The organism is Anaerolineales bacterium (assembly GCA_030583885.1).
GTDB lineage: Bacteria > Chloroflexota > Anaerolineae > Anaerolineales > Villigracilaceae > Villigracilis.
This window is the reverse complement of sequence record CP129480.1, coordinates 2419999-2445221: the sequence shown is the minus strand read 5'-3', so window position 1 is coordinate 2445221 and position 25223 is coordinate 2419999. Positions and strand designations below refer to the sequence as shown.

Below are 25223 nucleotides of genomic sequence, written 5' to 3'. Positions count from 1 at the left end.
TTTTAGGTTCTAAAGAATTGGAATAGATTATGACACCTCGAAACATCGGTTTTATCTCCACCCGCTTTGCCGGCACGGACGGCGTCTCGCTGGAAGTGACCAAGTGGGCAACTGTCCTTGAGCGCATGGGGCACAAGTGCTTTTACTTCGCTGGTGAAAGCGACCGTCCGGAGGATGTCAGTTATGTTGTGCCTGAAGTGTTCTATCGTCACCCTGAAATTGCCAAGATAAACCAGCAGGCATATTCAGGCAGTTGGACGGTCACCGAGGAGGCGCGTGCTGCCCACCCCGAAATTGGCGCACTGCAGAAGCCCTTCTTTTCAATTTACATCCGCCCGCCGCAGATGACTCAACGATGTGAACGAATTGAAGGAATATCTCAAGGGGGAGTTATATAAATTTGCACATCGCTTCAATTTGGAGTTGCTCATCATCGAAAATGCTCTCACAATTCCACTCAACCTTCCGCTGGGGCTTGCGCTCACAGAATTTGTTGCGGAGACAGGCTTTCCCACCATCGCGCATCATCACGACTTTCACTGGGAGCGCCAGCGCTTCCAGGTCAATTGCGTGGGGGATTATCTTGCCGCCGCATTTCCTCCCAATTTGCCTTCCATCCGCCATGTGGTCATTAACTCGATACAGGCACAGCAGATCGCATTGCGCTGCGGTGTGACTGCGCGCGTGATCCCCAATGTGATGGACTTCGACTCCCCGCCGTCTCCTCCCGATGACTACACTCAATCGGTCCGCGTCGATCTTGGCATCGAAGAAGGCGAGTACTTTTTTCTGCAGCCAACGCGCGTGATTCAGCGCAAGGGTATCGAACACGCAGTGGAACTTGTCCGCAGGTTGGGATTACCCGCCAAACTGGTCATTTCCCATGCGGCTGGTGATGAAGGCACGGACTATGAGCAGCGCGTGCATGAATATGCTGATTTGCTGAATGTGACCGTTCGTTTTGAAGACGAACAGGTCAATGAGCAGCGCGGCGTCACAAGGGACGGCCGAAAGGTGTACACATTGGGTGACGTGTATCCATACGCAGATCTGGTGACTTATCCCTCTGCAATTGAAGGGTTTGGCAATGCGTTCCTGGAGGCGGTTTATTTCCACCGCCCGATCCTGGTTAATAACTACTCCATTTACGAAGTGGATATCAAGCCCAAAGGTTTCCGTGTGGTCTGGTTCGATGGGTATATCAGCTCGGCTACGATTAAAGAGACCTGTCATATTTTACAATTCCCCGACGAAGCCCGTGAGTGGGCGGATATGAATTACGAGCTTGCCAGACAGCATTTCTCCTTTTCTGTATTAGAAAGGCGTTTGCAATCCATCCTCGCGGATTGTTTTGGCCAGCAGGTATGACGGAATTTTGGCTCATCCGCCACGGACAGACGGATTGGAATTTACATGGCAGGTGGCAGGGACAGGCCTCCTTTGCACCGGGCTTGAATGAAACGGGGTTTGCCCAGGCGCGTGCGCTTGCAACCGAACTTTCCCATATTCATTTTGCCGCGGTTTATTCAAGCGACCTGTTGCGTGCTCGGCAGACTGCGGAGACGGTGGCGAAACAACATGGTCTGCCGGTTCTTCTGGATGCGCGTTTGCGTGAAGTGAATCTTGGCGAGTGGGAGGGGCTGCTCTCGGAGGATGTCATTTCCGGCTATTCAAATGAGCTTAAACAGAGGGAGGAGAATCCGCTTCATGCGCGCCCTCCGCAGGGGGAGTCCCTCGCAGAGGTGGCGGAACGTGCCCGGGCGGCGTTAATGGATATTTCACGGCATCAACCGCACGGTCCGGTGGTGATCGTCTCGCATGGACTAACCCTGGCTTCTGTTATTTGCCTGGCAAATCAAATCCCGCTGGAGGATGCCTATCAACATGTCCCTGAGAATGCGGCACCATATTTAATAAAATGGCAGGCTGGTCTGTAGGTGTAGGTGGAAGCTTAATGATCCGTCAACGTGAATGCAGTGACACTGAAGGCAATTGCAACGTTTAAGGAGCGCTTCCCCCCGCGCATGGGAATATGAATGATCTCATCCGCGAGATCAAGCAGCCCGGGGTCTATACCGGTTACTTCATTGCCAACGATCAAAACCGTATTCCGGTCGGGCTTTTTAATATCACCTGCTTTTACCGCACGCTTGTCTTCCTCCAGCGCCAGAACTTTCCACCCCGCCTTCTTTAATCCATTAACCAACATAAGCGCGTCTTTGTGATGTGACCAGCTGACAAAATCCTCCGCGCCGAGTGATGTTTTTGCCACCGCCTCCTTCTCCGGGGTTGGTGTGATCCCGCATAAATAGGCATGGGCGAACCCAAATCCATCTGCGCTTCGCAAGATTGAGCCGACGTTCCATGCCGAACGGAGGTTGTCCGCCAGCACCGCAAGGATGGGCGTCTCTTTCGCTTCGATTTCTTTTTTTTGTGAGATTCTTTCGCCGCCCAGAACCTGCCTTGAGACCGCTCGTGTCTCTCCCAGGCAGTGCGGACAGCGAAAGCCGAACGTGCTGCCCTCGGTGCGTGGGTAACGCAAGCCGCAGGATAAACAGACACGGATCTCAAATGATTCGGGATGCATTGGTTGTGCAGCCAAACGGGCTTATCTTCATTCTTCCGATATTGTGAATGTGATGAGTTTTTCACGGGTCTCTTCAAGCAGATGCTGGATTTCCTGCCGCTCACGGATTGCCGTCTGTAAGGACGCTTCCAGATGCAATTTGTCGCCCGCGGTTGGAGTCTCCATCAATCTTTGGTCGCGCGCTATTTGTTTGGTTTTGTGATCCAGCTTTATTTTTAACCGTTTTAAGTACCCTTGATAGAATTCTATTTCATTGATATTCCCGCTTGGGGCGGTTTTGCCCCTCTTAAGGAGTTCTGCAATGGTTGGCAGGAATTCGTCAAAATTAACAGGCTTTTCGATAAAGTGGGTTACGCCAATGGTAAGCGCAAAGGCTTTATCTTCGGGGTCAATATAGGTGGCTGAAAGAAAGATCACGGGAATGTCACGGGTCTCTGGGTGTGTCCGCAGGCTGTGAACAAGTATAAAGCCATCCATCCTGGGCATCAGGATATCGGTAACGATGAGGTCTGCAGGTTCCCTTTTGATCAGTTCCAGTGCCTCCTGCCCGTCGCACGCCGTTTCCACGCGATATCCTTTGAACGTCAGGGTTGTATTCAACAAGTGGAGAATGTCTGGAATATCCTCCACAACGAGCAGGTAGCCTTGTTTTGTGTTCATGCCGTCAGTATGCGGTCTGCCGCAGGCATCATCCATTGTCTTATAGTATTAAAATCAATACGGCCCATGCGCCTGCCCCGCCCAGGGCGATGCCGCCGAAGATCGCGAAAGTCAGCCTCATGCGACTTTTGAGTGCCTGCGCGAGACCGAGGAGAAAGAACGCGACTGCCAGCACAGTCAACACGCTGACGTAGGAATCGGCCTTTCCGTTCCATCGGTGGTATTCATCTGCTGCAGAGTTTTGTTTCCCGGTCAGTTCATTTGCTTGTGCGCTGACATTCGCAAGGTAGGCGTCAAAATTCGGGGTTCCATCCGCGGTTATTGGCGCGTAGCGCGGATCTGTATAAAAGATGGAGAAAGACTTGATCTTGTCTGCGCGCGCCTGCGCTCCAAGTGCGCTCAAACTGCTTGCGGATGCTCCGGTCCTGTCGTTTTTCCCCTCCAGCTCAAGGGCGGTGATCTGCAAAACCAAGGCCTCCTGGGTAAGCCGCGTATGCTCGGTCAAAATGTCAAAATCGTAGCTGTTTTGCAGTCCCTGGCGGTGTATCTCGCCGGAGACCAGCAGGGCGTAGTACTGTGAATTGCGGTTGGCGGTGTTCGCGCGGATGTTGGCATCCGCCTGCAGGCTTGCCACGATGGCGGTGACGATGGTTGTGATCAACGTTAACACGATGATCATTGTTTTGTAGCGGTCAGTTTGCTCATGACGCGCGCTCTGCCCGTTTGGTGGCGCTGCAGGTTCAGGCGGAATTTGAAGCGCATTTTCGGTCATAGTGCACCTCCGCGTGTGATGAGAAAGACGATCTCTACCGCGCCGAACCATGCGATGCTAACGAGGTACAGTCCCAACCCGATGCCTAGCATAATGAGCCGCGAACGCCCCGTATTCAATTCCGCAAGTGCCAGCCAGAATAGTGTGATCGCCAGCAGGATGATATCGACTGTCAACCAGCGCTGTTCAGCCGCATAGCCATCGGACAGTTTGAAGGACGCCTCGGGATCGAGCGTGGATATGTCTGCTGCCTGGGTTTGCAGATCGGCAAAACGCAAATCAAGATCGTACCTCCCGTCGCTCATGAGGTATTTTGCGTCGGTACCGAGCGGTTGGGAAAGTAATTGTAAATTGGGCAGGAGATATTGCCGCAGGTTTTTTGCCTGCGCTTCCCCTATGGCGTCCCGGCTTGCCTCGTAGGCTTCCACCTGCGCCAGTGTGGCCGCGTATACCTGGGTATATCCTGCCTCTTCATACGTCTGCCGCCAGTTTTCGTTGGACGAGGCCTGCTTCTTCACTGCGTCAATCAACCCTTGGCGGATGGCATCACCTGCTGCGGAATTTGCCATGCTGGCGCGCCAGGTGACAAGGGCGGTTGTAGCGGATGCAAGCGCAATCGTCACTGCGATAAAAATTTCCAGTCGTGAAGATTCCATGATGCGTTTAAGCATAAGAAAAACTCCTGCATTTATTTTTTGTGTCTGAATATGTTAAGTATATACCAATCCCGCCGTTAAACATATATCAGGCTTTCCCTTTATGTGCAGGAAACCTGATGGGAAGCATCTTTACGCAGTTGCAGGGACGTTCGAGTCCGTTTCCAGCATGTGTTCTGCCGGCTTGCCAAGCGCATCCATGACAATGCGCGGCACGATTTCCTCCCATCCGACCGCCATCAGGTGAATTCCGCTCACGCCCTGCTTGGTTTTGACCTTATCGATCAACTCCAGCGCAATCTGTACACCCTCCTCCTGCTCGTTGCCTTTTTCCCTGGCGGCTTCCATCCGTTTTAGGATTTTTTCAGGTATGAACACGCCGGGGATTCTTTTGTTCATATACACAGCCGTCTTGTAACTTTTCAGTGGTGTGATTCCGATCATGATATGGACTTTATCCAGAATATCCCGTTTGGCAATTTCGTTCAGCCATTCGTCCAATGCATCCGCGTCAAAGACGACATTGGTCTGGAAGAACTGCGCCCCGGCGTTGACCTTCTTCTGTTCGCGCAGTGCCTGGAATTTCATGTTGGACGCAAATGGCGAGGCCGCCGCACCGATGAAATACTGCGGAGGCGTTTTGATCTCGCGGCCATCCAGATACTTCGCTTCATCCCGCATCCGGCGCAGGATCCACAACATTTGGATCCCGTCCAGATCAACGATGTCCATGCGCCCCTGCGGGCCGGGTCCAAGCACCATGCTGTCGCCCGTCAGGCACAGAATATTGCGCACTCCCAGCGCCGACGCCCCAATCGCGCTGGATTGCAGGCTAACGCGCGTATGGTCACGCCCGGTGATCTGCATGACGGGGTCGACGCCCAGTTCCAGCGCCACTTTACTGCATGCCCATGAAGACATGCGTGGAATGGCAGAGGGGCTGTCTGTAAAATTGATCGCTGCCACATATGGCTTGAGCAGTTCAATGCTTTGTTTGAGTTTATCGGTGTTGATCGAGATGGGCGGGGTGACTTCTGCAGCGACCACGAACTCGCCGGCCCTCAGTCTGCGTTCCAGTTCAGAGGCGGGTTCATCATATTGCGGTGCATGGTATTCCGCGTCCCCCTGCCACCAGTCCGGCTGGCGAACTGGCTTGAAGATGGCATCCATTGTTCGGGTAACAGAGCCAGCCTCACGCGAAGTCAGGCTCGAGGCGATGGTTTTCAATCCAATTTTGCCCGCCTGTTCAAATACATCACTCCAGGCATCCGTCCCCGCTTTTTCCCAATCCATTGGTGGAAGGACTTCGAGCAGCAGGGCTTCCCGTCCAAGTTTAAATGATCGTTCGTAAATCTTATACCAAATGCAAGGGCGCGATTCATCGACATAGCATTTTTCAGGAGTCGATCCGCCACATGGTCCGTTGCGCAGCCCCTTTGGGCATTCCATCGGGCAGATGAAGGCGGTTTCCTGCAGGAGGCAGTTACCGCACATTCGGCATCCGAAAAGTGGACCTTTGACGGCCAGTTCGAGCGTTGCAAGCGCGCGCTTTTTGAACGGCTGGCGCTTGAACGGCATGAAGGGGGGCTGATAGCGGCGACCTGGGGTAAAACCGGGCATGGGACTTGCTCCTGGAAATTATATATTATATATAATTTTACCCAGAGTCTGGATTTTTGGAAAGGTACAAACCGCCCGAAGGGTATAATCGGCACGATGAATAGATTATCCATTTGGATACTGCTCTCGCTTCTTACCCTGACCGTGAACCTGTTTCCGTCCGAAAAAGCGATTGCCCAGCCCGGGCATTTTTCGCGAAGCGTCTCCGCCCAGGATTTAATCGTTGAAGTCAACGTCCTGCGTGCTACGAATGATTTGCAGCCGCTTCAGCCCAATCCCAAATTGATGCAGATCGCCCAGGCCCATGCAGACTACATCGCCGCCACGGGTGTGCTGACGCAATTTAGTGCGGAGGGGAGGCGCCCGTATCAACGCGCATTGGATGCGGGCTATTCGGTTGCAGGGGATCTGTCACTTGGCGGACTTTTTGGCGAACTTATTCATTCCGGTTCAACCCTTGTGCCCGCCAATGTGGTTGCGTTCTGGCGGGGAAACCCGGACCAATTAAAGGCCATGCTCTCGTCAGACTTCAGGGATGCTGGCGCGGGGATGTCCGTTGCCGATGGAATAACATACTATGTTTTGGATGTAGGCGCGGAAAGCAGCACCCCGCTTGCCACTTCGACGCCCGACGTGCCCGGTCAATTTATTGTCTCCACGGCCGGCGCACGAGGTACGGAGGCGGTTATTGTCATAGTTAATACACCACTTCCGAATGGAGAGGTGTTCCACGTCATAAAAAAAAATGAAGCCTTGTGGAGCATCGCCCTTGCATACGGGCTTTCTGTTGAAGAGCTGAAAAGTCTGAATGGGCTTGTCGCCGACCAGATCTTTGAGGGCCAGACTCTTCTCGTCCAGCGCGCAGCGACGGAAACCCCAATACCAACAGCGTCTCCGGCGGGCACAGCCACGCTGGGCATCCCAACCTCAACCAACACAGTACCGGCCGGGCCAACCATCACGCCGACATCGACGCCGGTCCCCGCTGCCCCTGCGTCCCTGCGAAGTGGAGGAACGACAGTTGGTGTCATTGTCCTTGCAGCATTGCTGGCGGCGGGAATCGGCTCTTTGCTTGGCAGAAAAAGAGCCGATAAAGCTATGGATTAACATCACTCGCTTTCCATTACATACTAACTGGCCTCTTTTCTCCACGTCTGATATACTCGAGTTGTGAAATATATCACGAACAAATGAAAGGAACAGCCTGTGACTGAAGTAAGAATTGACTCATTGTTGCCCGCCGAAATGGCGACACGTGCCGAGTATCTTGGCGTTCGCAAGGCGGAAATGCCAGCCTTCACCATGTTGATGCTTTCCATTTTGGCGGGGGCATTTATTGCCCTTGGTGCGATATTTGCCACCACGGTTGCTGCAGGCGGAATGACCATCACTGGGGCAGATGGGACGGTGGCATTCTCCACCGGCCTGCCATACGGCATCACGCGTCTGCTGACCGGGCTGGTATTTTGTCTCGGTCTCATCCTGGTCGTCGTGGGTGGCGCGGAATTGTTCACAGGCAATAACCTGATTGTCATGGCCTGGGCGAGTGGCAAAGTGACCGGCCGCGCCCTCCTGCGGAATTGGGGTATTGTTTATGTTGGCAATTTCTTTGGCTCTGTTGCTACTGCGGCTGTAATGTTTTTTACCAGGCAGTACACATTTGGCGCGGATTCGGTTGGCATTGCGGCGTTGCGTACTGCCGCCGCAAAATGTGACCTTGGTTTTTTCCAAGCAATTGCCCTGGGAATCCTGTGCAATGCGCTGGTCTGCCTTGCCGTCTGGCTGACGTACAGTGCGCGCACCACGATAGACAAGATCGTCTCCATCGTTTTTCCCATTACCGCATTTGTGGCGGCCGGGTTCGAGCACAGCATCGCCAACATGTATTTCATCCCATATGCCCTGATTGTCAAAGGATTTGACCCGGACTATATGGCGAAGGTTGGAGACAAGATCCCAAACCTCGATGCGCTTACGTGGAATGCATTCTTTATCAACAACCTGTTTCCTGTTACCATTGGAAATATTATTGGCGGCGTGGTATTTGTGGCTGCCATCTACTGGGTTGTGTTCCTGCGCATAAAGAAAGATTAAACAAAAGGAGTTGCCATGAAAGCATATGTCCTGATCAAGATCCGAGCTGGTGATGTAAAAGACGTGGTTGCCCATCTCCGCAATATAGATGGCGTGATTGAAGCGCACATGACCTTTGGCCCGTATGATGCGGTTGCCGTTGTGGAGACATCCGACATTGCCAAACTTGGCAGGATTACCGCGTTGGAGATCCAGCCCATCCCCGGCGTCGAACAGACGCTGACCTGCCTCGCCGTGGACGTGTAAAAAGATAAATCACGGACAGCCGGGCTGATAAGAATCAGCCCGGCTTTTTCTAGTAGAATAGGGTGGATTTCCTTCCGAGGATATATGAAAAGGCTCGATCAATTAACTTTTACGCGTTTTGCCATCATTCTGTTGGTGCTGTTCTATCACGGCACGGCAGGTTTTTATATATCCTTCGTAAACAGCCCGGCAATCTCCGCCCTGCTGCGGGCGGCGCCGACAGGTGTGGGATATTTGTATGTGCTTTCCGGGTTTGTCATGTCGCTGGTGTATTTCCGCCCGAATGAGAAATTTGACATCGGCGGGTATTGGCGCGCTCGTTTTATCCGTATCTATCCCCTTTACATCATCGCCTTTCTACTGATCTGTTATTACTATATTGACGGTGTTTTCGCGATCAAACCTCAAAAGATTCTTGCGAATATTTTCGTCCTGCAAGCCTGGTTCCCCGCCTGGTCTCAATCCTTTAATTACGCGTCGTGGTCCCTGACGGTTGAATTTTTCTTTTACACTATTTTTCCATTTTTCGTCTTGTGGGCATATCGTCAATCCACCCGGAAATTGGTGTGGACTGCGGTTATTCTCTGGGTTTTCAGCCAGGTGATTTATGACATATTGTGGATCGGCTACATTCCGGAGCATCTCGGCTTTATCGTCTACTCTCCCATTTTTCACCTCAATTCATTCATTATGGGTGTGGTGGGCGGCATTTGGTATCTGCGCGAGGGCCGCCAGCAGGAGATAAAGCCCGTCATCATTCTTTTGGTGCTGGGGGGCAGCATTTTTCTCGCCGCATCATATACCGTTGCAAGCACGGTCTACTATCCTGCCTTGCCTCATGACCTTCAGCCTATGGCTGGATTACTCGCCCCCGTCTTGGTTCTTATTATCGTTTCCCTTGCAATGGACAAGTCGCGCCTTTCAAATTTCCTCAATCGTCCTGTGCTGGTCAACTTGGGGGAAATATCCTATGCAGTGTACATTCTGCACGTCCCAATTGCCTGGCTGTATGAGCGCGCATTGGAGGGATCATCCCTTGCGAACCCGCGTGCCGTCTTTGAAGTAACGTTTTTACCATTGATAATTTCGATTGGGCTGGTCTCCCATTTTTACGTTGACTCACCCCTGCGGCGGTGGTTAAGGAAAACGCTTCAACGCGTGAGCATGCGGCTTCTTATAATTGATCTTGCCATCATTGCACTTTCCGTTTATATAACGTTCCGTTTTCGTTTTGGCGATGGCAGGCAGTTCAACCAATATTGGTCCACAGCGCAGATTATGTTCTGGTCTGCCTTTCTCCTGCGGACGATCTTTTCCACGTACTTTAACAGTCTTAATCCGGCAGTCCTGCAGGGGACATTTTTACAGGCGGCAAAACCAGTTCTTGTTTCGGTCACCACTGCTTCGCTGGCGGTGGCAGGCGTTGTGTACTCGATTTACTCCCTTGGACTGATTGAAAATTTTCCGCGCAGCGTCTTTGCAATTGACTGGGCCATCGTGTTGAGCTTGTCCTTGTTTGTCAGGTTCGTTTTCAAGCTCTTATGGTTACCGTCATTAAGGCCTGCTTTAAAGTAGGCAGTTGTACAAGACCGTATCTCAGGGATGGGCATATATGGGTGAAAAACAAAAGGAATTCTTGCATCGCATGTCCACTTACTTCCGTGACGGACTTGGGGATATTAGGAAGAACGTCAATGAGCTGTATAGAATCGAGGAACTTGAAGGGTACGACTCTCCCATAGAGCATATCCTTGCCGCGCTGATGCCGATGGTTGTGCAGGTAAACGATTTCCATGATTACGCCCAGGCCGTGACAGGCAGAATGGAATTAAACCTGGAGGAAGTGGATATATATGCCGTGATGGATGGCGTGTTGACCATTGCCGGCCGGTTGACGGACAGCAAGCCTGGCTTGCGTTTGGAGGATGAGATTGCAGGGAACCTGCCGTCCATCGAGGCGGATGCAGAACGGCTCTCGCAGGCGTTGTTGCATTACATCCATAATGCGGTCAAATTCACCGAGGGCGGCACGATCACCATCCGTGTGACACGGGAGTCGCAAAATATTCTGTTCGAGGTCAGCGACACGGGGGCAGGAATCCCTGAGGAAAAACAGGAACTGGTTTTCGAGCCATTCGAGACGATTCTGGACGACAAGGACGACCCGCGCCTTGGATTTGGCATCGGGTTGAAGATCGTCGAGCATATCATTGACCTGCACGACGGCGAGACCTGGTTCGAGAGTGTGGAAGATCGCGGGAGTTCGTTCTTCTTTACGATACCGGTATGAGTGCCAGCTGGAGTGACACGGGAAGAAGATCGGTCCTCCTTCGATGAGGTCATCCGGAAATGGAAAGCGCCACGTTTGTAATGGTTTGACTCTACAGATTGAAAAGCAAACAAGCCCGACAAGCACTGCGTCGGGCTTGTTATTTTATTTGCGTACTTACTTGTGAAGATTATTGGCCGCGATGAAGCTCAACCCCGCCCGAGTCAGATCGCTGGCGGAGTGATTCGTTGCACGCACTTTTTCCATGAAGTTGCGTTGCAGGTGACCCCAATCGCCGCTTTCGATGACTTCCTTCTTCTCACGGAAGTAGTCAAGGATATCGGACGGGTGTTCAAGGGTTTGCTCCACTTCAGGGTCTCCGCCTTCGTGCTTGGCGGCAATGTTCGCCACATGGCCGGCGATCTGCACCAGTTCATCACGGCGGTTATACGGTTGGATGACGATGCTCTTCCACGTCTCGGTGATGTGGTGCTCGAAGCGGACAACCTTTTCAAAGCCAAGGGCTTTGCGGAATTCGGCTGTCAATTCCATGGTCTGGTTGTTGATCGAGTTCGACCAGTTGAAGCCGATCAGCGGACTCGTCCCATCATCACGGCTGAACAGTTTGGCCATGGTCATGATCCACAACGCGTGATATGGGTTGTCCGAACCGAAGAAGACCGAGATCTTAAACTGAATATTAACGCCAATACGGTGGAGCAGGAAGCCGAGCAGGATAGTGCCGGCATTGAAGTTCAGCACATGCTGGACGCCGTAGTTTGTGTAATAGTACAGAAACTCGTCGAGCCACATGAGCGCATGTTCATTGGGCTGACCAATGCCGCCGAAGTAGCCGGTGATGGTGGCCGGGCCGCCGAGATGTGGGTTGGATCCGTCTGTACCTTTTGTGTCCAGCGTTTCGACAAAGGACGCACCGATGATATCCATGGCGGCAACAATGGCAGGCAGGTCGCCATCGGCCTCCGATTCCTTCATCTTGCGGACAGCGATGAAACGTCCGGGAACAAGCGTTTTATTGGCAATGGCTTGTTCCGCCATGATGCGCACCCACGGGAAGTATTGCAGGGCGGAGACTTCGAGTGTGACCGCATATTTATCCTTGAACTTCATTGTGTCCGCGGCGGCACCCAATGTATTGCGCCGGTATTCAGCCACCGAAATGAAGGCGCTCCGGTCGCGCTGTTCGATCAGCCATTTCAAATCCTGAAGTGCGTCGGGGTTTTTCTCTTCAACCAGCTTGAAAAGGTTTTCCATTTTACGCGCGGTGCGGTGCTTGCGGTTGATCTCCTGCGGTGTGCCGTACTTTGCGACCACGGCGAAGAAATCCTTCATGACCTGCGAATCAGGGTCAAGCAGAACGGAGTTGAAGGCTTTGAGTTTGTCGGGTGAGATTTTAAGCAACTTTTGCAGTTCGTTCATGATTTCTCCTCTGGGTCTGCTCAAGACTTGATTTGGTGGAGCATTCCCTTTAATTCTTCAAATTCCTCATCCGGCATGCCAAACCAGTTTTCTGCTTGCGGGAATTTTTGGGCAATGACCTCATCATGATACGCCTTCAGCCCATTGAGGATGACCTCGCCTGCATTGCCATAGACCTTTGCCATCTTTGGCTTGAACTTGGGGTACAACCCAAACATATCGTGATAGATGAGCAGCTGGCCGTGCGCATGCGGGCCTGAACCGAGCCCCATGATGATGCAGTTCTCGGCAAGCTCGGTGATCAATTGGCAAAGACGGTCGGGGACGAGTTCGAGTAGGATGCAGAAGGCACCCGCCTGCTCTAGGGCTTTGGCGTCGTCCATGATCTTTTTTGCTAGCGAGGCGGATTTTCCTTGCAACCGGAATCCGCCTAGGGCGGAGACAGATTGAGGCGTCAAACCAAGGTGACCGATGGCAGGGATGCCCGCGTCCACGATCCCTTTCATGCGGTCCGCCATGGCCACGCCGCCCTCCAGTTTAATGGCGTCGCAACCCGCCTCAGACATGAACCTGCCAGCGTTACGGATGGCGTCCTGCACGGAAGTCTGATAGGTCATATAGGGCATGTCGCCGACGAGGAAGGCGGTGGGCGCGCCGCGGCGGACGGCTTGCGTGTGGCGGATCATGTCGTCCATTTTGACGGGCAGGGTGGAGTCGTAGCCGAGCATGGTCATGCCGAGGCTGTCGCCGACCAGAATCATCTCGATGCCCGCCTGTTCCTGCAAATAGGCGGTCGGGTAATCGTAGCAGGTCAGCCAGGTGATCGGCTCGCCTTTTTTTACCTTTTCGAAGAGATAGGGCAGGGCGATTTTCTTGCGAGGTTCGGACATTTCATCTCCTTCTTTTGTTTTCAGTATAGGTCTGAAAGAAGACGGCGTGCAATTGACGAAAGTCATAACAATCTACATAAGTTTAAATGCCTGTCTGCCCCTCTTTCTTGCGCGTAGCCAAATAGGTTGATATGAACCTCGTCATTTACGCTTATAATCCTAGTCGTGACAATCCCCGTCCTCCTGTTTCGTGCCCATGCTGTCCAGCGAATGTTTGAACGTGAAATTTCCGTCAGCAAGGTGCGCAGGGCACTGGGTGCAGGGGATGTGCTCGAAGATTATTCGGCCGAAATGCCGCAGCCGGGCGGTTTGGTAATGGGCTATCAGGGCAGACGCCCGTTTCATGTCGTGACATCCGAGAATATCCAAACGAATGTGATCACGATCATCACGGTTTACATACCTGACCCGCATAAATGGAAAAAAGATTTTCGGAGCCGCAGGTGATGGCTGTTAAACGCCAGGGGCCCGGAGTGCGCCAAGGCCTCCCTAATAAGCCGATGAACTGTTTAATTTGCAGACAAGCCGTCCTTGTGGACGGCCTTACCTCCATTTCTTTTGAACGTGGAGAGATGAACTTTACCGTGCATCACGTGCCCGCACAGATTTGTCCTCAGTGCGGAGAGGCGTTCGTGGCCGAGTCCGCCACCATTCATTTGTTGAACACGGCGGAGGCTGCTTCCGCGGAGGGGCTGTGGGGGCAAGTCCGGGAGTATGACGGAAATTGTTGATACAATCAGGACATGAAACAGTGCCTCCGCCTGTTCCTTTTTGTTTTTATTGCGGCGTGTACCTCCGTGCCCGCCTCGCCGGCAGCAGGGACGCTGCCGCCTCCCAATGTGACCATTATCCCTGCCACGTTGATCCCAACATACACGCCGGTCCCGACTGCCACGCGAACCACTGAAGATGCGATTCGGCCCTACACGATCGCTGGATTGCGTGAACATGATTATAAAAGCGGGGAGATCGTCATCCGTGAGACGCTTCTGGAATCACATAACTTCACCCGCTATTTGATCGAATACCCGAGCGACGGATTGACTATCAGCGGCATTTTACAAATCCCCACCAGTGGCGAGCCGCCGTATCCGGTTGTGGTTATGAACCACGGCTTCTTCTCGCGCACGGTCTATGTTTCGGGCGACGGTACAGATCGTGCCGCTGAGTTCCTTAACCGCCGTGGTTATCTGACGATCTCCTCCGATTACCGCAGTTGGGGTGACTCCGATACGGGTGAAAGTCTGTTTTACTCCGGGCTCGCAATTGACGTCATCAATTTACTGAACGCCATCCCCTCCATCCCGCAGGCTGACCCCGAACGCATCGGCATGTGGGGTCACAGCATGGGAGGGGGAGTGACGCTCAAGGTACTGACGGTTGATTCCCGCGTAAAGGCGGCGGTCCTGTATAATTCCGTCAGCGGTGATTTTGCCGACCTGATCGAGCGCTGGGGCCCTGGCTGTTTTGGGGATGTCTACGCCGGTGAGCTTGCCTTTGGATGTAATTCCTCGGATGTTCTTCCTCTGGATCTGCCCCCCGACCTGACCGCGGCCTACTTTAAAGCGTCAATGGATCCTGTCATGCTGAGGGCTTTTTCCCCGCTCTATCATTTGGACCATATCACCGCACCGGTTCAGATCGTGTATGGCACTGAAGATGGAAAGGTCTCCTCGGGTGCGCCGCCCGTCTGGTCATTGAAAATATATAATGCCCTCATCGAAGCTGGGCTGGATGCAGAACTCTTCGCGTATGAAGGCGAGAAACATTCCTTCATCGGCGATCCCTGGTTTGTGTTCATGGCGCGAACTCAAAAGTTTTTTGATTTGCACGTCAAATAGAAGGGAGTATTGTACGGCGAAATTGGGGCTTGACGTGGAATTATTGTTGGCATAAAATCCCTGCACTATCTTACTTCACCGAAAGGAGGCTCGAAAACATGCAAGCCATCTTGTCAACCACTGTCCATTCGTTCAGCGCGCCTCCTGTGCGTGAGTTGCTGTAATTCCCAATAAGTGACCCATCGACCGCAGGCGTGCTCCGCCTGCGGTTTTTTATCCCGTATCGCAAGATTTGTCCTGGGTTCATCGAAGGATTTATCTCGCGTTACTCAGCCGCAGGGTGTCGTATCCTGTGGTTTTTGTTTTAAGGTACTCAACAGCAATGAATACAAAGAACAATCTGCAAGACATGTACGAACTGTATGAAGAACTCGATGACCTCGCCAGCGACGGAACCAAGCCGTCCAGTAGGCGCGTCACGCAGAAGCGCGAATCAAAGAAGCGCGAAATGGAGGCGAAACTCTTCATCCGCGCGCAGGAAGCCTCGAAGGAATTCCAATTCACCTACAAAGCTGCGCGTTTCGAGGAGTGGTGGCTGTTGGATTCGCTGGCCGCATTCCATGATCACAAGTGGATTTCGGATGTCCTGCGCCGCGTCAAGGGAGGAAAAGAGGCTTCAGTCTATCTGTGCAGGCCCGGCGTCGAGGTGGATGCGCCGCTTCTGGCTGCCAAGGTCTATCGTCCGCGCTCTCTGCGTAATCTCAAGAATGACCAGCAATACCGCGTTGGTCGCACGGATCTGGACGAAGACGGCGTTGCCCTGTGGAAAGAGGCTGATATCAATGCCATCGTCAAACGCACGCGCTACGGCGAGGAAGTCCGTCATCACTCGTGGATCGCGTATGAATTCGTCACGATGGAGAAACTGTTCGCGGCGGGTGCGGATGTACCCAAACCGTACGCGAAGGAGAAGAATGCCATCCTGATGGAGTTCATCGGCGATGCAGGGACCGCCGCGCCGCCGCTCAGTCACATTGGACTCGACCCTGATGAAGCCCAGCCTCTCTTCGGGCGCGTCGTCCGCAACATGGATATCATGCTTGCGAACGACCGCATCCACGGCGACCTCTCGGCGTATAACATCCTGTATTGGGACGGCGACATCAAGTTAATCGACTTCCCGCAGGTGGTCATCCCCGAGTCGAATCCGTCTTCGTGGGGCATCTTCCAGCGCGATGTGCTCCGTATCTGTCAGTATTTTGCGGCGCAGGGTATCCGTACAGATGCGAAGAAACTCGCCGCCGATTTGTGGACGGCTCATGGGCATCGTGTCTTCGAGAAGGTGCATCCCAAATATCTCGACCCCGACAAGCCGGAAGACCGTCAGCGTTGGGAGAAAGAGAAGTAGAGCCTGTCATTGCGAGACGCGTCGCGGTGAAGCAATGACCAGGCAACAGTAGGAGATTGCTTCGTCTGTCGGCTCGCAATGACAGGCACATCATGGGATAAAATTGCAGGCGAGGAGAATGACTTTATGAACAACGTCCGCCCGCGATTGACTTTAATGAATGACGAACAAATACAGGAAGCACACCGGAATGTATTGAAGGTCTTGAGTGAAACAGGCGTGCGTGTCGATTCGCCTGAGATTTTGCATTTACTCGAATGGAAGTTGGGGTTGAAAGCAGAAGACCGCCTGATCAAATTCCCGCCGGAAATTGTGGAAGAGGCGATCAAGTCCACGCCGAAGACGATCGATGTCTACGACCGCCGCGGCGAACACAAGCTGAAACTGGGCGAAGACCGCCTGCGGTTTGGGGTGGGGGTGACCGCGCTGTTCTATCAAAACCCTGTGGATGAAACGCTCGACATTTTCAAACGCCAAAACTTCCGCGACCTGGTCCGCTTGGGCTCGAGTCTGAAATATTACGATGTCATCTCTACCGTGGGTATCGTACGCGATGTCTCCGAAGAACTCGGTGACCTGTATGGTTCGCTCGAACACATTGCCAATACAACCAAACCGCTTGTCCTGCTTGTCTCAGACGAAAACAAATTCGCCGATGTGCTGGAGATGTTCGAGTTACTGCACGACAGAGCCCTCGGCGACAAACCCTTCGTCATCCCGTATTTCAATCCCGTCAGCCCGCTGGTTATGAACGCCGGCACCGTGGACAAAATGAAAGTCGCCATCGAACGCGGATTGCCGGTCATCTTTTCCAATTACAGCATGGCTGGCGCGTCCACGCCGCTCACGCCTGCGGGCACACTGACCCTGCTCATGGCGGAACTGCTCGCAGGGCTGGTTGTCAGCCAGACCATCAAGAAAGGCGCGCCGATCCTGCTTGGTATGTTGCCCGTGTATTTCGACATGCGCACCATGCTCAACTTCTACGACCCGCAGAGCATCCTCATCAGCGTTGCCTGCTCGGAAATGATGAAGCAGTACGGCCTCCCGCATTGTTCCACTTCAGGAAGCGGGACCGGCTGGGGCATGGATTTGATCGCCGCCGATACCTACTGGATGAACACCCTTGCGCTTCTTCTCTCACACGGACATCTGGCGCCGTTCATAGGAGATTCCCTTGGCTCGAAGTCCATCTCGCCAACCACCATCGTTCACTGCCATGAGATCATTGACCAGGCTCTCCGCATCCACGATGGCTTTCAACTGGACGATATGAACTCGGCGGTGGATGAAATCTTCAAGGTGGGACCGGGTAAAAGTTTTCTCAACCAACCATCCACGCTGCGAAACTACAAAAGCGGCTATTATGTCAGCGGCGTGTATCCGCGCTACAGCATGGAAAAATGGCAGGAGGCAGGTGCTCCGCCCGCACGTCAGGTCCTTCGTGAAAAAACCCGGGAGATGATGGCGTCCGCACCAGCACCGGATGACCATGATGATTTTATTGCAAAAGGAGAGTCGTTCATCAAAAAATTCGAAGGGTGACGCATGTTATACTTATCTTGATTTTATGGAGCCTGTGTGCGTAAATTAACTCCTCTATTGGTTTTGCTGCCAATTGCGCTGACATGTATGCTTCCCGGCATGATCACACCTTCGCCCACCCAGGTTGCGAATCCTGCGGATCAGGCCTTATTACAAACGATCATCGTCGAAACTGTTTCCATTGCCCAGACTCAAACTTCGGCCGCCCAACCTCCGACCTTTACGCCCACCCTCACGCGCGAACCGGCATCGACGTTGATTGCAGAGCCGTCCACCGCAACCCCTTTTTTCATAATTACAGTCACTGTGCCGGTTGAAACCGTAGATCCGACATACGCAGCAGCGGGAATTCCAGGGTCGGTGAGCGGTTCCGGCGGCTCGGGCGATGAGATCAAATTTACCGGCAGGCCGTGGACCTGCACGGTTCGAGGAGTAAATCCGCCTAGAGGATGGGTGGTTCAGGCCGACAAGGAATTTTATGTGACCTGGACCGTGCTGAACACCGGCACAAAGAACTGGACGACCACAACGATTGACTTCATTTACAAAAGCGGATATCGCCATGAGGGCAAGTCGATCCAGGATCTTGCGAAAAACGTACCGTCCGGGGGCAAAATCAATTTGCGGGTATTGTTTAAAGCCCCCAAGGTGCCGGGGGAATATGCCGCAAACTGGATGTTGCGGGTCGGGAATTTTTCATTCTGTGAGATGCGCGTGACTTTTGAGGTCAGGAAGTAAGCTATATGACCTTTCCCCACAAGCCATAACCTTCATTTCGCCTTTTTTCGCGCCGTTCGTGTTGTTCATGGATCTGTTCAACATGGTCGGCTTTTTCTTTGATCGCGGCTTCCAGCCATAGCTTGCCTTTTTCTGCGGTGGCGTGACTTCCCGCCCCATACGCACCGGTAGCTGTATCGTCACCCCAGGGCGGATTCGCGACGAGGGAGCCGCCCTCGATCCAGTCCATGTAATAGTCGGGCGTGGCGATGAAATCTGTCTCGTCCACTACGCGCTCCATTTTGCACAGGTCGGGGCGCAGGTGCAGCATGTAGGAGGTCTCCAACTCGCCCGCATGTCCCATGCCGCCAATGGGAGAAGTGCGGTATTTCTCCAATGCTTCAGCGCCAATCCTGCCGGAAGTGTGCAGCCAGGCTGTGGCGCAGAAGATGCGGCGATGCCGTTCCCCGGCATACTTCACGATGTTGACCAAGAACGACGAGTTGCCGCCATGTCCGCTCATCAAATAGAAGCGGTCGAACCCGCGCGCGACGAGCACATCCACCACCGCCAGCCAGAAATCTTCGAAGACGCGCCCGCCTGCGTTCATCGTCGCCGCAAAGGACGAGCGATGCGTACTCACGCCATAAGGCATGACGGGTAATGTATAACTGCGTGTAGCCAGTTTTAAATTTGCTGTGCCCTTCGCGATGGCTTCAATAATAATCGTGTCCACCGAGAGGGGCAGGTGATAGCCGTGCTGTTCGGTGTGACCGATGGGAATCAGAATCACTTTGCCGCGTTCCCTATCGGGCGGGAGAAACGGCTTTGGCGCATTTTGCGATGGATGAAACTGCCGCAGAATGATGGGAGAATGGGCTCCGAGAAAGCTCGATTGCGGGTCAATTCCCTGCGGCGTAAGACAATAGACACGGGTAAAGCCGTCATCACGCAGGCTGTCCAGCAGGTTTGTAATGTAGTGCCAGAAGAATTGATCTGGCACTTCCAGCCCGCTGCCACGCCAACCGAAGGGAAAGGCTGGAAGCAAGCCGATTTGAGCAGGGCGGCTGAGTTGATCGGCGAGCATGCCCATATCATAGCCCGCGCCAAGCGGAAGAATTAGCGGCGTATCCCGCGGTAATTCCGCAACGACATCCCAAGTCAATCCGTCGTAATAGAAAAACTCAGTTTTGCGCGTAGCCAATTCATCGCCTCTCTTTATTTCCTTCAAACTTCACTCAAACAAAAAACACGGAAAATTCAGATGTGTATTTCACAAGTCCACCCGCAGGCAAGGCTTTAAACTTCATCGCCGTACTCATTTTGCAGACCAAACGCGCTTGCCTTCTCGAACCCGAAGTGCATGTAATATTTGGGACCGCCAAGCACAACCGCGTAGTCGTAACCGAGTTCTCTGCATCGCTCCAATCCTGCGCGGATCAACTGCGAGCCGGCGCCTTGCGCTTGAAAATCGGGATGAATTGCAACGGGCGCGAGACCCAATCCCTTTTCGGGAGTTGGTGGGTGAGTTGTGACAGGGCTGAAAAGAATATGACCGACCACGTTCTCGTCTATAACAGCCACGAGAGAGATCGTTGCGTTGCCGTTTGCACGGATGGCATTCACAACCTTGCTCTCGGCATCCGTGCGGAAGGCGGATGTGTGAATTGTTTCGACATGCGAATGATCTTCAGGAAATTCGGAACGGATGACAATATTCATGGATTACCTCGGTAACAAATACCAATCCAAAAAGCGTTCCATGCGTTCGTATACATCCAGCAGGTTTTTGCGCTTTAAAAAGCCGTGCGGCTCGGTGGCATACGTCTTGTACTCGAAGACCTTGTTCTCGCGGCGCAGGGTTTCAGCCCATTCCTCGCTGGCTTCGGGCGGGACAATCGTATCAAGCAGTCCATGCAGGATCAGCACAGGTTTTTGGATGTTCTTCGCCTCGGTGATGGGTGATCCTTTCAAATAAATTTCCATGTTGTCGGCGGGATGCCCCAAAAAGATCTCAGTATACAGCCGCAGGCGTTTCTCGCATTGCGCCCAGGAACTGATCAAATTTGAGTCGCCGTATTTGGTAATGCCACAGGCAAATAAATATTCCGGGTCGCGTGAAAGCGTGTTGATGGTCATGTAGCCCCCATAACTTCCGCCCGCAATTCCAATGCGGTCTGGTTTCACGCCTTTCAATGTCCGCAGGTACTTCGCACCGTGCAGGCAGTCCTTCATGTCGCCCACGCCCCAGTCGTTGTAATTTGCACGCTCGAAATCTTTTCCGTAGCCTGTTGAGCCGCGGTAATTCGGCGCAAGATAGGTGTAGCCTTTCGCAGTGAAATACTGCGCCACTTCATCCCAGCCAAAAATATACTGGTCTTTTGGTCCGCCATGCGGATACAGGATGGCTGCGCCATTCGATTTTTTGGGGCGATACAAAAACGCGGGAATGTCCAAACCGTCGTGGCTTTTGTATGAAACCATCTCAGGCACGACAAATTTATTTTTCATCATTGCAGGTGGATTTGAAAAGGTCAATTGTGTAACCTGCTTTGTTTTCAGATCCATGCGATAGATCTCAGGCGGTAGCGCAGGACCTTCGAATTCAAAGGTGATGAAGGACTCATCCTGCGACCAATACGGATTGGAATGGATACCAACCTCGCTTCGCAGGTCAGACGTTGAGCTTGATTCTGTTTCAACAAGCCTCAACTCAATCGAGCCTTGCTTGTTCGCCACTGCAAGGATTTGCCTGCCCGAAGGCGACCATTCGTACTGGAAGATATCCTGTTCAGCCTTGGTGAGTTGATGCAAGCCTTCGCCGTCGGGCTTGATGAGATACAGTTCCTCGAATTGACCTTCCTGCGCGATGAACGATATCCACCTGCCGTCGGGAGACCATTTCGGCGTCGTCGCCCGCGTGGACGGCTTGCCGTACAGCGTGGTTTGTTTGCCCGTCGCAATTTCCAGCAGGACAATATCGAGTCGGTTCAAGTCATCGAAGCGCCGCAGGTTGTAGACGATGAATTTCCCATCAGGTGACGGGCGTGCATCCCAATGGTCGCCGATGGTATCAGTCGTCAATGCGCGGGGCCAGGAGCCTTCACGGTCTGTCAGCAGGAGTTGGTCGGTATCCTCCCGCTCCACGGTGACGATCAACGCGTGCGAGTCTGGCATCCAGCGCGGACCGCTCGCGGCGGAGGCGAAGTCTGTGATCTTTTTCGGCAAGCCGCCATCATGCGGGACGATGTGGACATGTCCGTTTAAGCCGAATGCCAGCCAGCTTCCGTCGGGAGACCATTGCGGGATTTCATCATCCCAAAACGGGGCGAGACTGCGGTCGGTGGAGAGGCGCGCCAGCCAGCCGCCACTTGCGGGTATGCTGAACACATCCGAGGAGGTTTCGCCATCCTTGATGCAGGCGATCCGTCCCTGAGATGAAAGCATGTGCGACCGAACCCGCTCGAGGGAAGTCAGAAGCGGGAGGGTTAATCCAGGGGGAGGTTTAAGGTCTGTCCGCTTGAGTGCGGGCCATCCGTTGCGTTCGTATTTTTCAGTCAGCTTGATGGGATTTTCCATGTTGATCATCCTTTCGTAGATTTTACCAATAAACAGATGATGCTCCGGAAAATCACGGGAAAATCCACGCTATCCCGAAATTGGAATTTACAGTAAAATTTAAGCCTGATGTGTTTCCCTTCGGTGAATGCAAACAATCCCAACGCTCCGGCGCCACGGCAGCTGATTCTGCCGTGGCGTATATTATTTTCAGGGAAACCGAAATCTGTTCAACTCTTGAGAGGAGAAGATATGAAACAGAAAGTGCTGTATGTGATCGTGCTTGTTGCGCTGGTGCTTTCCGCATGCGGAGGCGGGGGCGGACAGGCGGCTGTTGTACGCATCGGCTGGGCCGGCAGTCCGGATACGCTGAATCCGGGCATGGCGATCCTGGTGGAGGCATATACGATCTTCGAACAGGTATATGACTCCATGTACGAACTCAACCTGGATGGGTCCTTCACCCTCAGCCTTGCAGAGAGTGTGGATGTCTCGGATGACGGCATCGTCTACACATTTAAGATCCGCGACGGGGTCATGTGGCATGACGGCCAGCCCCTGACCGCCGAGGACGTCGCATTTTCCTACAATCTATACAAGGATACGCCTGAATATCCCTATATGAATGGATATTACACGCCGTACTTTGACTCGATCGAGGCCACGGAAAACAATGAGGTCATTCTTACGCTGACGGAGGCGATCCCCAACATCGAAAGCCAGCTGGTGTTCCTGTACGTTCTTCCGAAACATATCTGGGAGAACGAGGACAAGCTCGAATACGAGAATTTTGAAATGATCGGCTCCGGCCCGTTCAAGATGGCGGAGTATGTGCAGAATGAATTTGTCCGTCTGCAGGCGAACAAGGAGCATTTCTACACGCCTCCCAAGGTGGACGAAGTGATCTTCCAGACCTTTGCCAACCAGGATGCGCTTGTGCAGGCGATCAAGACCGGTCAGGTGGATATGATCACCGAAATGCCAAATACGGCGGCGGCAGCGCTGGACGAAGACCCGAACATCGAACTGGTGGTCGGCGCACCTCTTGCGCCGGGCGTCACCGACATCATCTTCAATCAGATGGACCCTGAGAATTGCCCGGTCGACGAGGGCGGCATCTGTTCCGGCCATCCGGCCCTGCGCGACCGCGATGTACGCCTTGCCATGTCACACGCCACGGACAAGCAGCGTTTGATCGATCTGGTCCTGCTCGGCCTTGGCGAGCCCGGCCTAACGCTCATCCCCGACGGACTGGGCGTGTGGTACAACGATTCGATTGAGGACTTTGAGTATGATGTTGCCAAGGCGAAAGAAATCCTTGACAATGGCGGGTACGCAGATACAAACAACGATGGTGTACGCGAAATGCCGGACGGCTCGCTTCCGCTTAGCTTCCGCATGAACTGGCCCAGTGACAGCATCAATGCACCCCGCATGGCGGAACTCTTAAGTCAGATGTGGGGGGAGATCGGGATCGAACTGGAACTTCAGGCAGTGGACCCGGATGCGTTAACCGCTCAATGCTGTCCCGCTTTTGACTTTGACATCATCATTTGGGGTTGGGCATCCGATCCTGACCCAAGCGCCTTGTTGTACGTTTACACCACCGAAAGCATCCCCACCGGATCCAGTGAGACCGGTTATTCCAACCCTGTATACGACGAATTGTATGCAAAGCAACAGGTCACATTGGATTTTGATGCCCGCAAGGACATTGTTTGGGAAATGCAGCGGATCGTGCACGATGATGTTGTATATATAATCCCGTTCTACGATGCCAATGTTCAGGCATTCCGCACAGACCGTTTCACCGGCTGGATCACAAACGAGGCCAAGGTGGCACTTGAGGATGTAACCTCACTGGTGGTTATTGAACCAGTCAAATAAGTCGTAAGGGTCGGGTGCGGGAAGATTCCCGCACCCGACGCAATCCCCAATCCGGGAGAATGCCTTGAATCGAACCCGCATCCTTCTTCGAAAAATAGCCTGGTCCATTTTTACGATCCTGTTTGTCATTGTGCTGAACTTCTTTTTGTTCCGCGTCCTGCCCGGCGACCCGGCGCGGGCTGGCGTCCGCGATCCTCGTTTGAAAAAGGAGGCGGTTGAGATGCTGCGCGTCCGATTTGGGTTGGATAAACCGGTCATCAATTGCTTCGACTCTTTGAACCCAATCGAGTTTGGAAGCTGCGCCGTAAACCCAATGGAAACGCAATTCTTTATCTATGTCCGCAACCTGGTGCAGGGCGAGTTGGGGTTCAGTTACCACAGCAACCGCCCGGTGGCGGAGCTATTAGCCCAGCGGTTGTGGAACACGGTGCTCTTGATTGGCGCCGGGCAGATACTTTCCATTATTTTCGGCATGATCTTCGGAATTCTCGCCGCGTGGAAGGCGCGGACTGCCATTGATTATGGCGCGGTCATGGCAAGCTTGATCGCGTGGAGTCTGCCGACGTTCTGGCTAGGAATCATTCTTCTCTTTTGGGGAAGCGCAAACGGCTTCCCGCTGGCAGGCAAGGCGACCCCGGGCGCAAGCTCCCTGCCGCTCCTGCAGCAATGGGGCGATATTGCCCGTCATATGTTCCTGCCCACCTTGACCTATACCATCGTGTACATGGGTGAATACACGCTGATCATGCGCTCGAGCCTGATCGATGTGCTGTCGGAGGATTATATTCTGACTGCCAAGGCCAAAGGGTTGAGTATGTTTCAGATACTCAAGGACCATGCCCTTAAGAACGCAATGCTTCCGTTGGTGACGGTCATTGCGATCAATTTGGGGTTTACCGTTGCCGGCGCCATTCAAATTGAAGCGGTCTTCTCCTGGCCGGGATTGGGCAGTGCCATTTTCGAGGCGGTTGGACGGCGTGATTTCCCGGTATTGCAGGGTGCTTTCCTGCTGATCGCAGTGGCGGTTATCCTCGCCAATCTTGTCGCCGACCTGACCTATACGTATCTTGACCCGCGCGTGCAAACGGAGTAA

25 protein-coding genes are annotated in these 25223 nt (G+C 53.3%); 15 read left to right on the top strand and 10 right to left on the bottom strand.

Annotation, left to right across the window (positions count from 1 at the left end; all coding sequences use genetic code 11):
- Positions 1-29 precede the first annotated feature (29 nt).
- The 3 genes from QY332_12205 to QY332_12195 are packed head-to-tail and all read left to right on the top strand — an operon-like array spanning position 30 to position 1937.
- On the top strand, positions 30-398 hold the full coding sequence (locus tag QY332_12205) for a hypothetical protein (protein WKZ34375.1): 369 nt from the start codon (positions 30-32) through the stop codon (positions 396-398).
- The gene (locus QY332_12200; GenBank protein WKZ34374.1) at positions 358-1368 is read left to right on the top strand and encodes a glycosyltransferase family 4 protein; all 1011 of its coding nucleotides are present in this window, start codon (positions 358-360) and stop codon (positions 1366-1368) included. The genes QY332_12205 and QY332_12200 overlap by 41 nt, the downstream gene beginning before the upstream one ends.
- Positions 1365-1937 (top strand): histidine phosphatase family protein, encoded by a 573-nt coding sequence (locus QY332_12195; GenBank protein ID WKZ34373.1) that lies wholly within the window; start codon positions 1365-1367, stop codon positions 1935-1937. The genes QY332_12200 and QY332_12195 overlap by 4 nt, the downstream gene beginning before the upstream one ends.
- A gap of 14 nt (positions 1938-1951) precedes the next feature.
- Here QY332_12195 and QY332_12190 read toward each other — a convergent pair whose 3' ends face one another.
- The 5 genes from QY332_12190 to QY332_12170 all read right to left on the bottom strand — a co-directional run bounded on the left by QY332_12190 (position 1952) and on the right by QY332_12170 (position 6295).
- A complete protein-coding gene (locus QY332_12190) occupies positions 1952-2602 on the bottom strand; it encodes a TrmH family RNA methyltransferase (GenBank protein ID WKZ34372.1) in 651 nt (216 codons plus the stop codon).
- 12 nt (positions 2603-2614) lie between these two features.
- On the bottom strand, positions 2615-3247 hold the full coding sequence (locus tag QY332_12185; protein ID WKZ34371.1) for a response regulator: 633 nt from the start codon (positions 3245-3247) through the stop codon (positions 2615-2617).
- A 40-nt stretch (positions 3248-3287) separates the two neighbouring features.
- On the bottom strand, positions 3288-4019 hold the full coding sequence (locus QY332_12180; GenBank protein ID WKZ34370.1) for a hypothetical protein: 732 nt from the start codon (positions 4017-4019) through the stop codon (positions 3288-3290).
- Positions 4016-4690: a hypothetical protein gene (locus tag QY332_12175; GenBank protein WKZ34369.1), complete on the bottom strand. Its 675-nt coding sequence runs from the start codon at positions 4688-4690 to the stop codon at positions 4016-4018. The genes QY332_12180 and QY332_12175 overlap by 4 nt, the downstream gene beginning before the upstream one ends.
- 117 nt (positions 4691-4807) lie before the next feature.
- Positions 4808-6295 carry a methylenetetrahydrofolate reductase C-terminal domain-containing protein gene (locus tag QY332_12170; GenBank protein WKZ34368.1) on the bottom strand — a complete coding sequence of 496 codons (1488 nt, stop codon included), beginning with the start codon at positions 6293-6295 and terminating at the stop codon, positions 4808-4810.
- A 96-nt stretch (positions 6296-6391) separates the two neighbouring features.
- On the opposite strand from QY332_12170, the gene QY332_12165 reads away from it, so the two are divergent.
- The 5 genes from QY332_12165 to QY332_12145 all read left to right on the top strand — a co-directional run bounded on the left by QY332_12165 (position 6392) and on the right by QY332_12145 (position 10925).
- Entirely contained in the window at positions 6392-7402 is a 1011-nt protein-coding gene (locus tag QY332_12165; protein ID WKZ34367.1) for a LysM peptidoglycan-binding domain-containing protein, read from the top strand.
- Positions 7403-7501: 99 nt separating this feature from the next.
- Positions 7502-8389: a formate/nitrite transporter family protein gene (locus tag QY332_12160; protein ID WKZ34366.1), complete on the top strand. Its 888-nt coding sequence runs from the start codon at positions 7502-7504 to the stop codon at positions 8387-8389.
- 15 nt (positions 8390-8404) lie between these two features.
- Entirely contained in the window at positions 8405-8635 is a 231-nt protein-coding gene (locus tag QY332_12155) for an Lrp/AsnC ligand binding domain-containing protein (GenBank protein ID WKZ34365.1), read from the top strand.
- Between the two features lie 84 nt (positions 8636-8719).
- Positions 8720-10210, top strand: coding sequence for an acyltransferase (locus tag QY332_12150; protein ID WKZ34364.1), 1491 nt, complete (start codon positions 8720-8722; stop codon positions 10208-10210).
- Positions 10211-10280: 70 nt separating this feature from the next.
- Complete coding sequence (locus QY332_12145; protein WKZ34363.1) at positions 10281-10925, top strand: HAMP domain-containing sensor histidine kinase; 645 nt, start codon at positions 10281-10283, stop codon at positions 10923-10925.
- Positions 10926-11081: 156 nt separating this feature from the next.
- On the opposite strand, the gene QY332_12140 is transcribed toward QY332_12145, so the two are convergent.
- Both QY332_12140 and panB read right to left on the bottom strand, forming a co-directional pair.
- A complete protein-coding gene (locus QY332_12140; GenBank protein ID WKZ34362.1) occupies positions 11082-12344 on the bottom strand; it encodes a hypothetical protein in 1263 nt (420 codons plus the stop codon).
- A 20-nt stretch (positions 12345-12364) separates the two neighbouring features.
- Positions 12365-13234 (bottom strand): 3-methyl-2-oxobutanoate hydroxymethyltransferase, encoded by an 870-nt coding sequence (gene panB, locus QY332_12135; protein ID WKZ34361.1) that lies wholly within the window; start codon positions 13232-13234, stop codon positions 12365-12367.
- Positions 13235-13399: 165 nt separating this feature from the next.
- Between panB and QY332_12130 the strand changes: the two genes are divergently transcribed.
- The 5 genes from QY332_12130 to QY332_12110 all read left to right on the top strand — a co-directional run bounded on the left by QY332_12130 (position 13400) and on the right by QY332_12110 (position 18706).
- A complete protein-coding gene (locus QY332_12130) occupies positions 13400-13681 on the top strand; it encodes a DUF4258 domain-containing protein (GenBank protein WKZ34360.1) in 282 nt (93 codons plus the stop codon).
- 296 nt (positions 13682-13977) lie between these two features.
- Positions 13978-15075: an alpha/beta fold hydrolase gene (locus QY332_12125; GenBank protein WKZ34359.1), complete on the top strand. Its 1098-nt coding sequence runs from the start codon at positions 13978-13980 to the stop codon at positions 15073-15075.
- A gap of 322 nt (positions 15076-15397) precedes the next feature.
- Entirely contained in the window at positions 15398-16423 is a 1026-nt protein-coding gene (locus QY332_12120; protein ID WKZ34358.1) for an RIO1 family regulatory kinase/ATPase, read from the top strand.
- 126 nt (positions 16424-16549) lie between these two features.
- Complete coding sequence (locus QY332_12115) at positions 16550-17968, top strand: trimethylamine methyltransferase family protein (GenBank protein ID WKZ34357.1); 1419 nt, start codon at positions 16550-16552, stop codon at positions 17966-17968.
- A 36-nt stretch (positions 17969-18004) separates the two neighbouring features.
- The gene (locus tag QY332_12110) at positions 18005-18706 is read left to right on the top strand and encodes an NBR1-Ig-like domain-containing protein (GenBank protein WKZ34356.1); all 702 of its coding nucleotides are present in this window, start codon (positions 18005-18007) and stop codon (positions 18704-18706) included.
- A 1-nt stretch (position 18707) separates the two neighbouring features.
- Here QY332_12110 and QY332_12105 read toward each other — a convergent pair whose 3' ends face one another.
- The 3 genes from QY332_12105 to QY332_12095 all read right to left on the bottom strand — a co-directional run bounded on the left by QY332_12105 (position 18708) and on the right by QY332_12095 (position 22264).
- The gene (locus QY332_12105; protein ID WKZ34355.1) at positions 18708-19889 is read right to left on the bottom strand and encodes a creatininase family protein; all 1182 of its coding nucleotides are present in this window, start codon (positions 19887-19889) and stop codon (positions 18708-18710) included.
- 95 nt (positions 19890-19984) lie between these two features.
- Entirely contained in the window at positions 19985-20407 is a 423-nt protein-coding gene (locus QY332_12100) for an N-acetyltransferase (GenBank protein WKZ34354.1), read from the bottom strand.
- Positions 20408-20410: 3 nt separating this feature from the next.
- The gene (locus QY332_12095) at positions 20411-22264 is read right to left on the bottom strand and encodes a S9 family peptidase (GenBank protein ID WKZ34353.1); all 1854 of its coding nucleotides are present in this window, start codon (positions 22262-22264) and stop codon (positions 20411-20413) included.
- 231 nt (positions 22265-22495) lie between these two features.
- Between QY332_12095 and QY332_12090 the strand changes: the two genes are divergently transcribed.
- Complete coding sequence (locus QY332_12090) at positions 22496-24130, top strand: ABC transporter substrate-binding protein (GenBank protein WKZ34352.1); 1635 nt, start codon at positions 22496-22498, stop codon at positions 24128-24130.
- A 64-nt stretch (positions 24131-24194) separates the two neighbouring features.
- On the top strand, positions 24195-25223 hold the full coding sequence (locus QY332_12085; protein ID WKZ34351.1) for an ABC transporter permease: 1029 nt from the start codon (positions 24195-24197) through the stop codon (positions 25221-25223).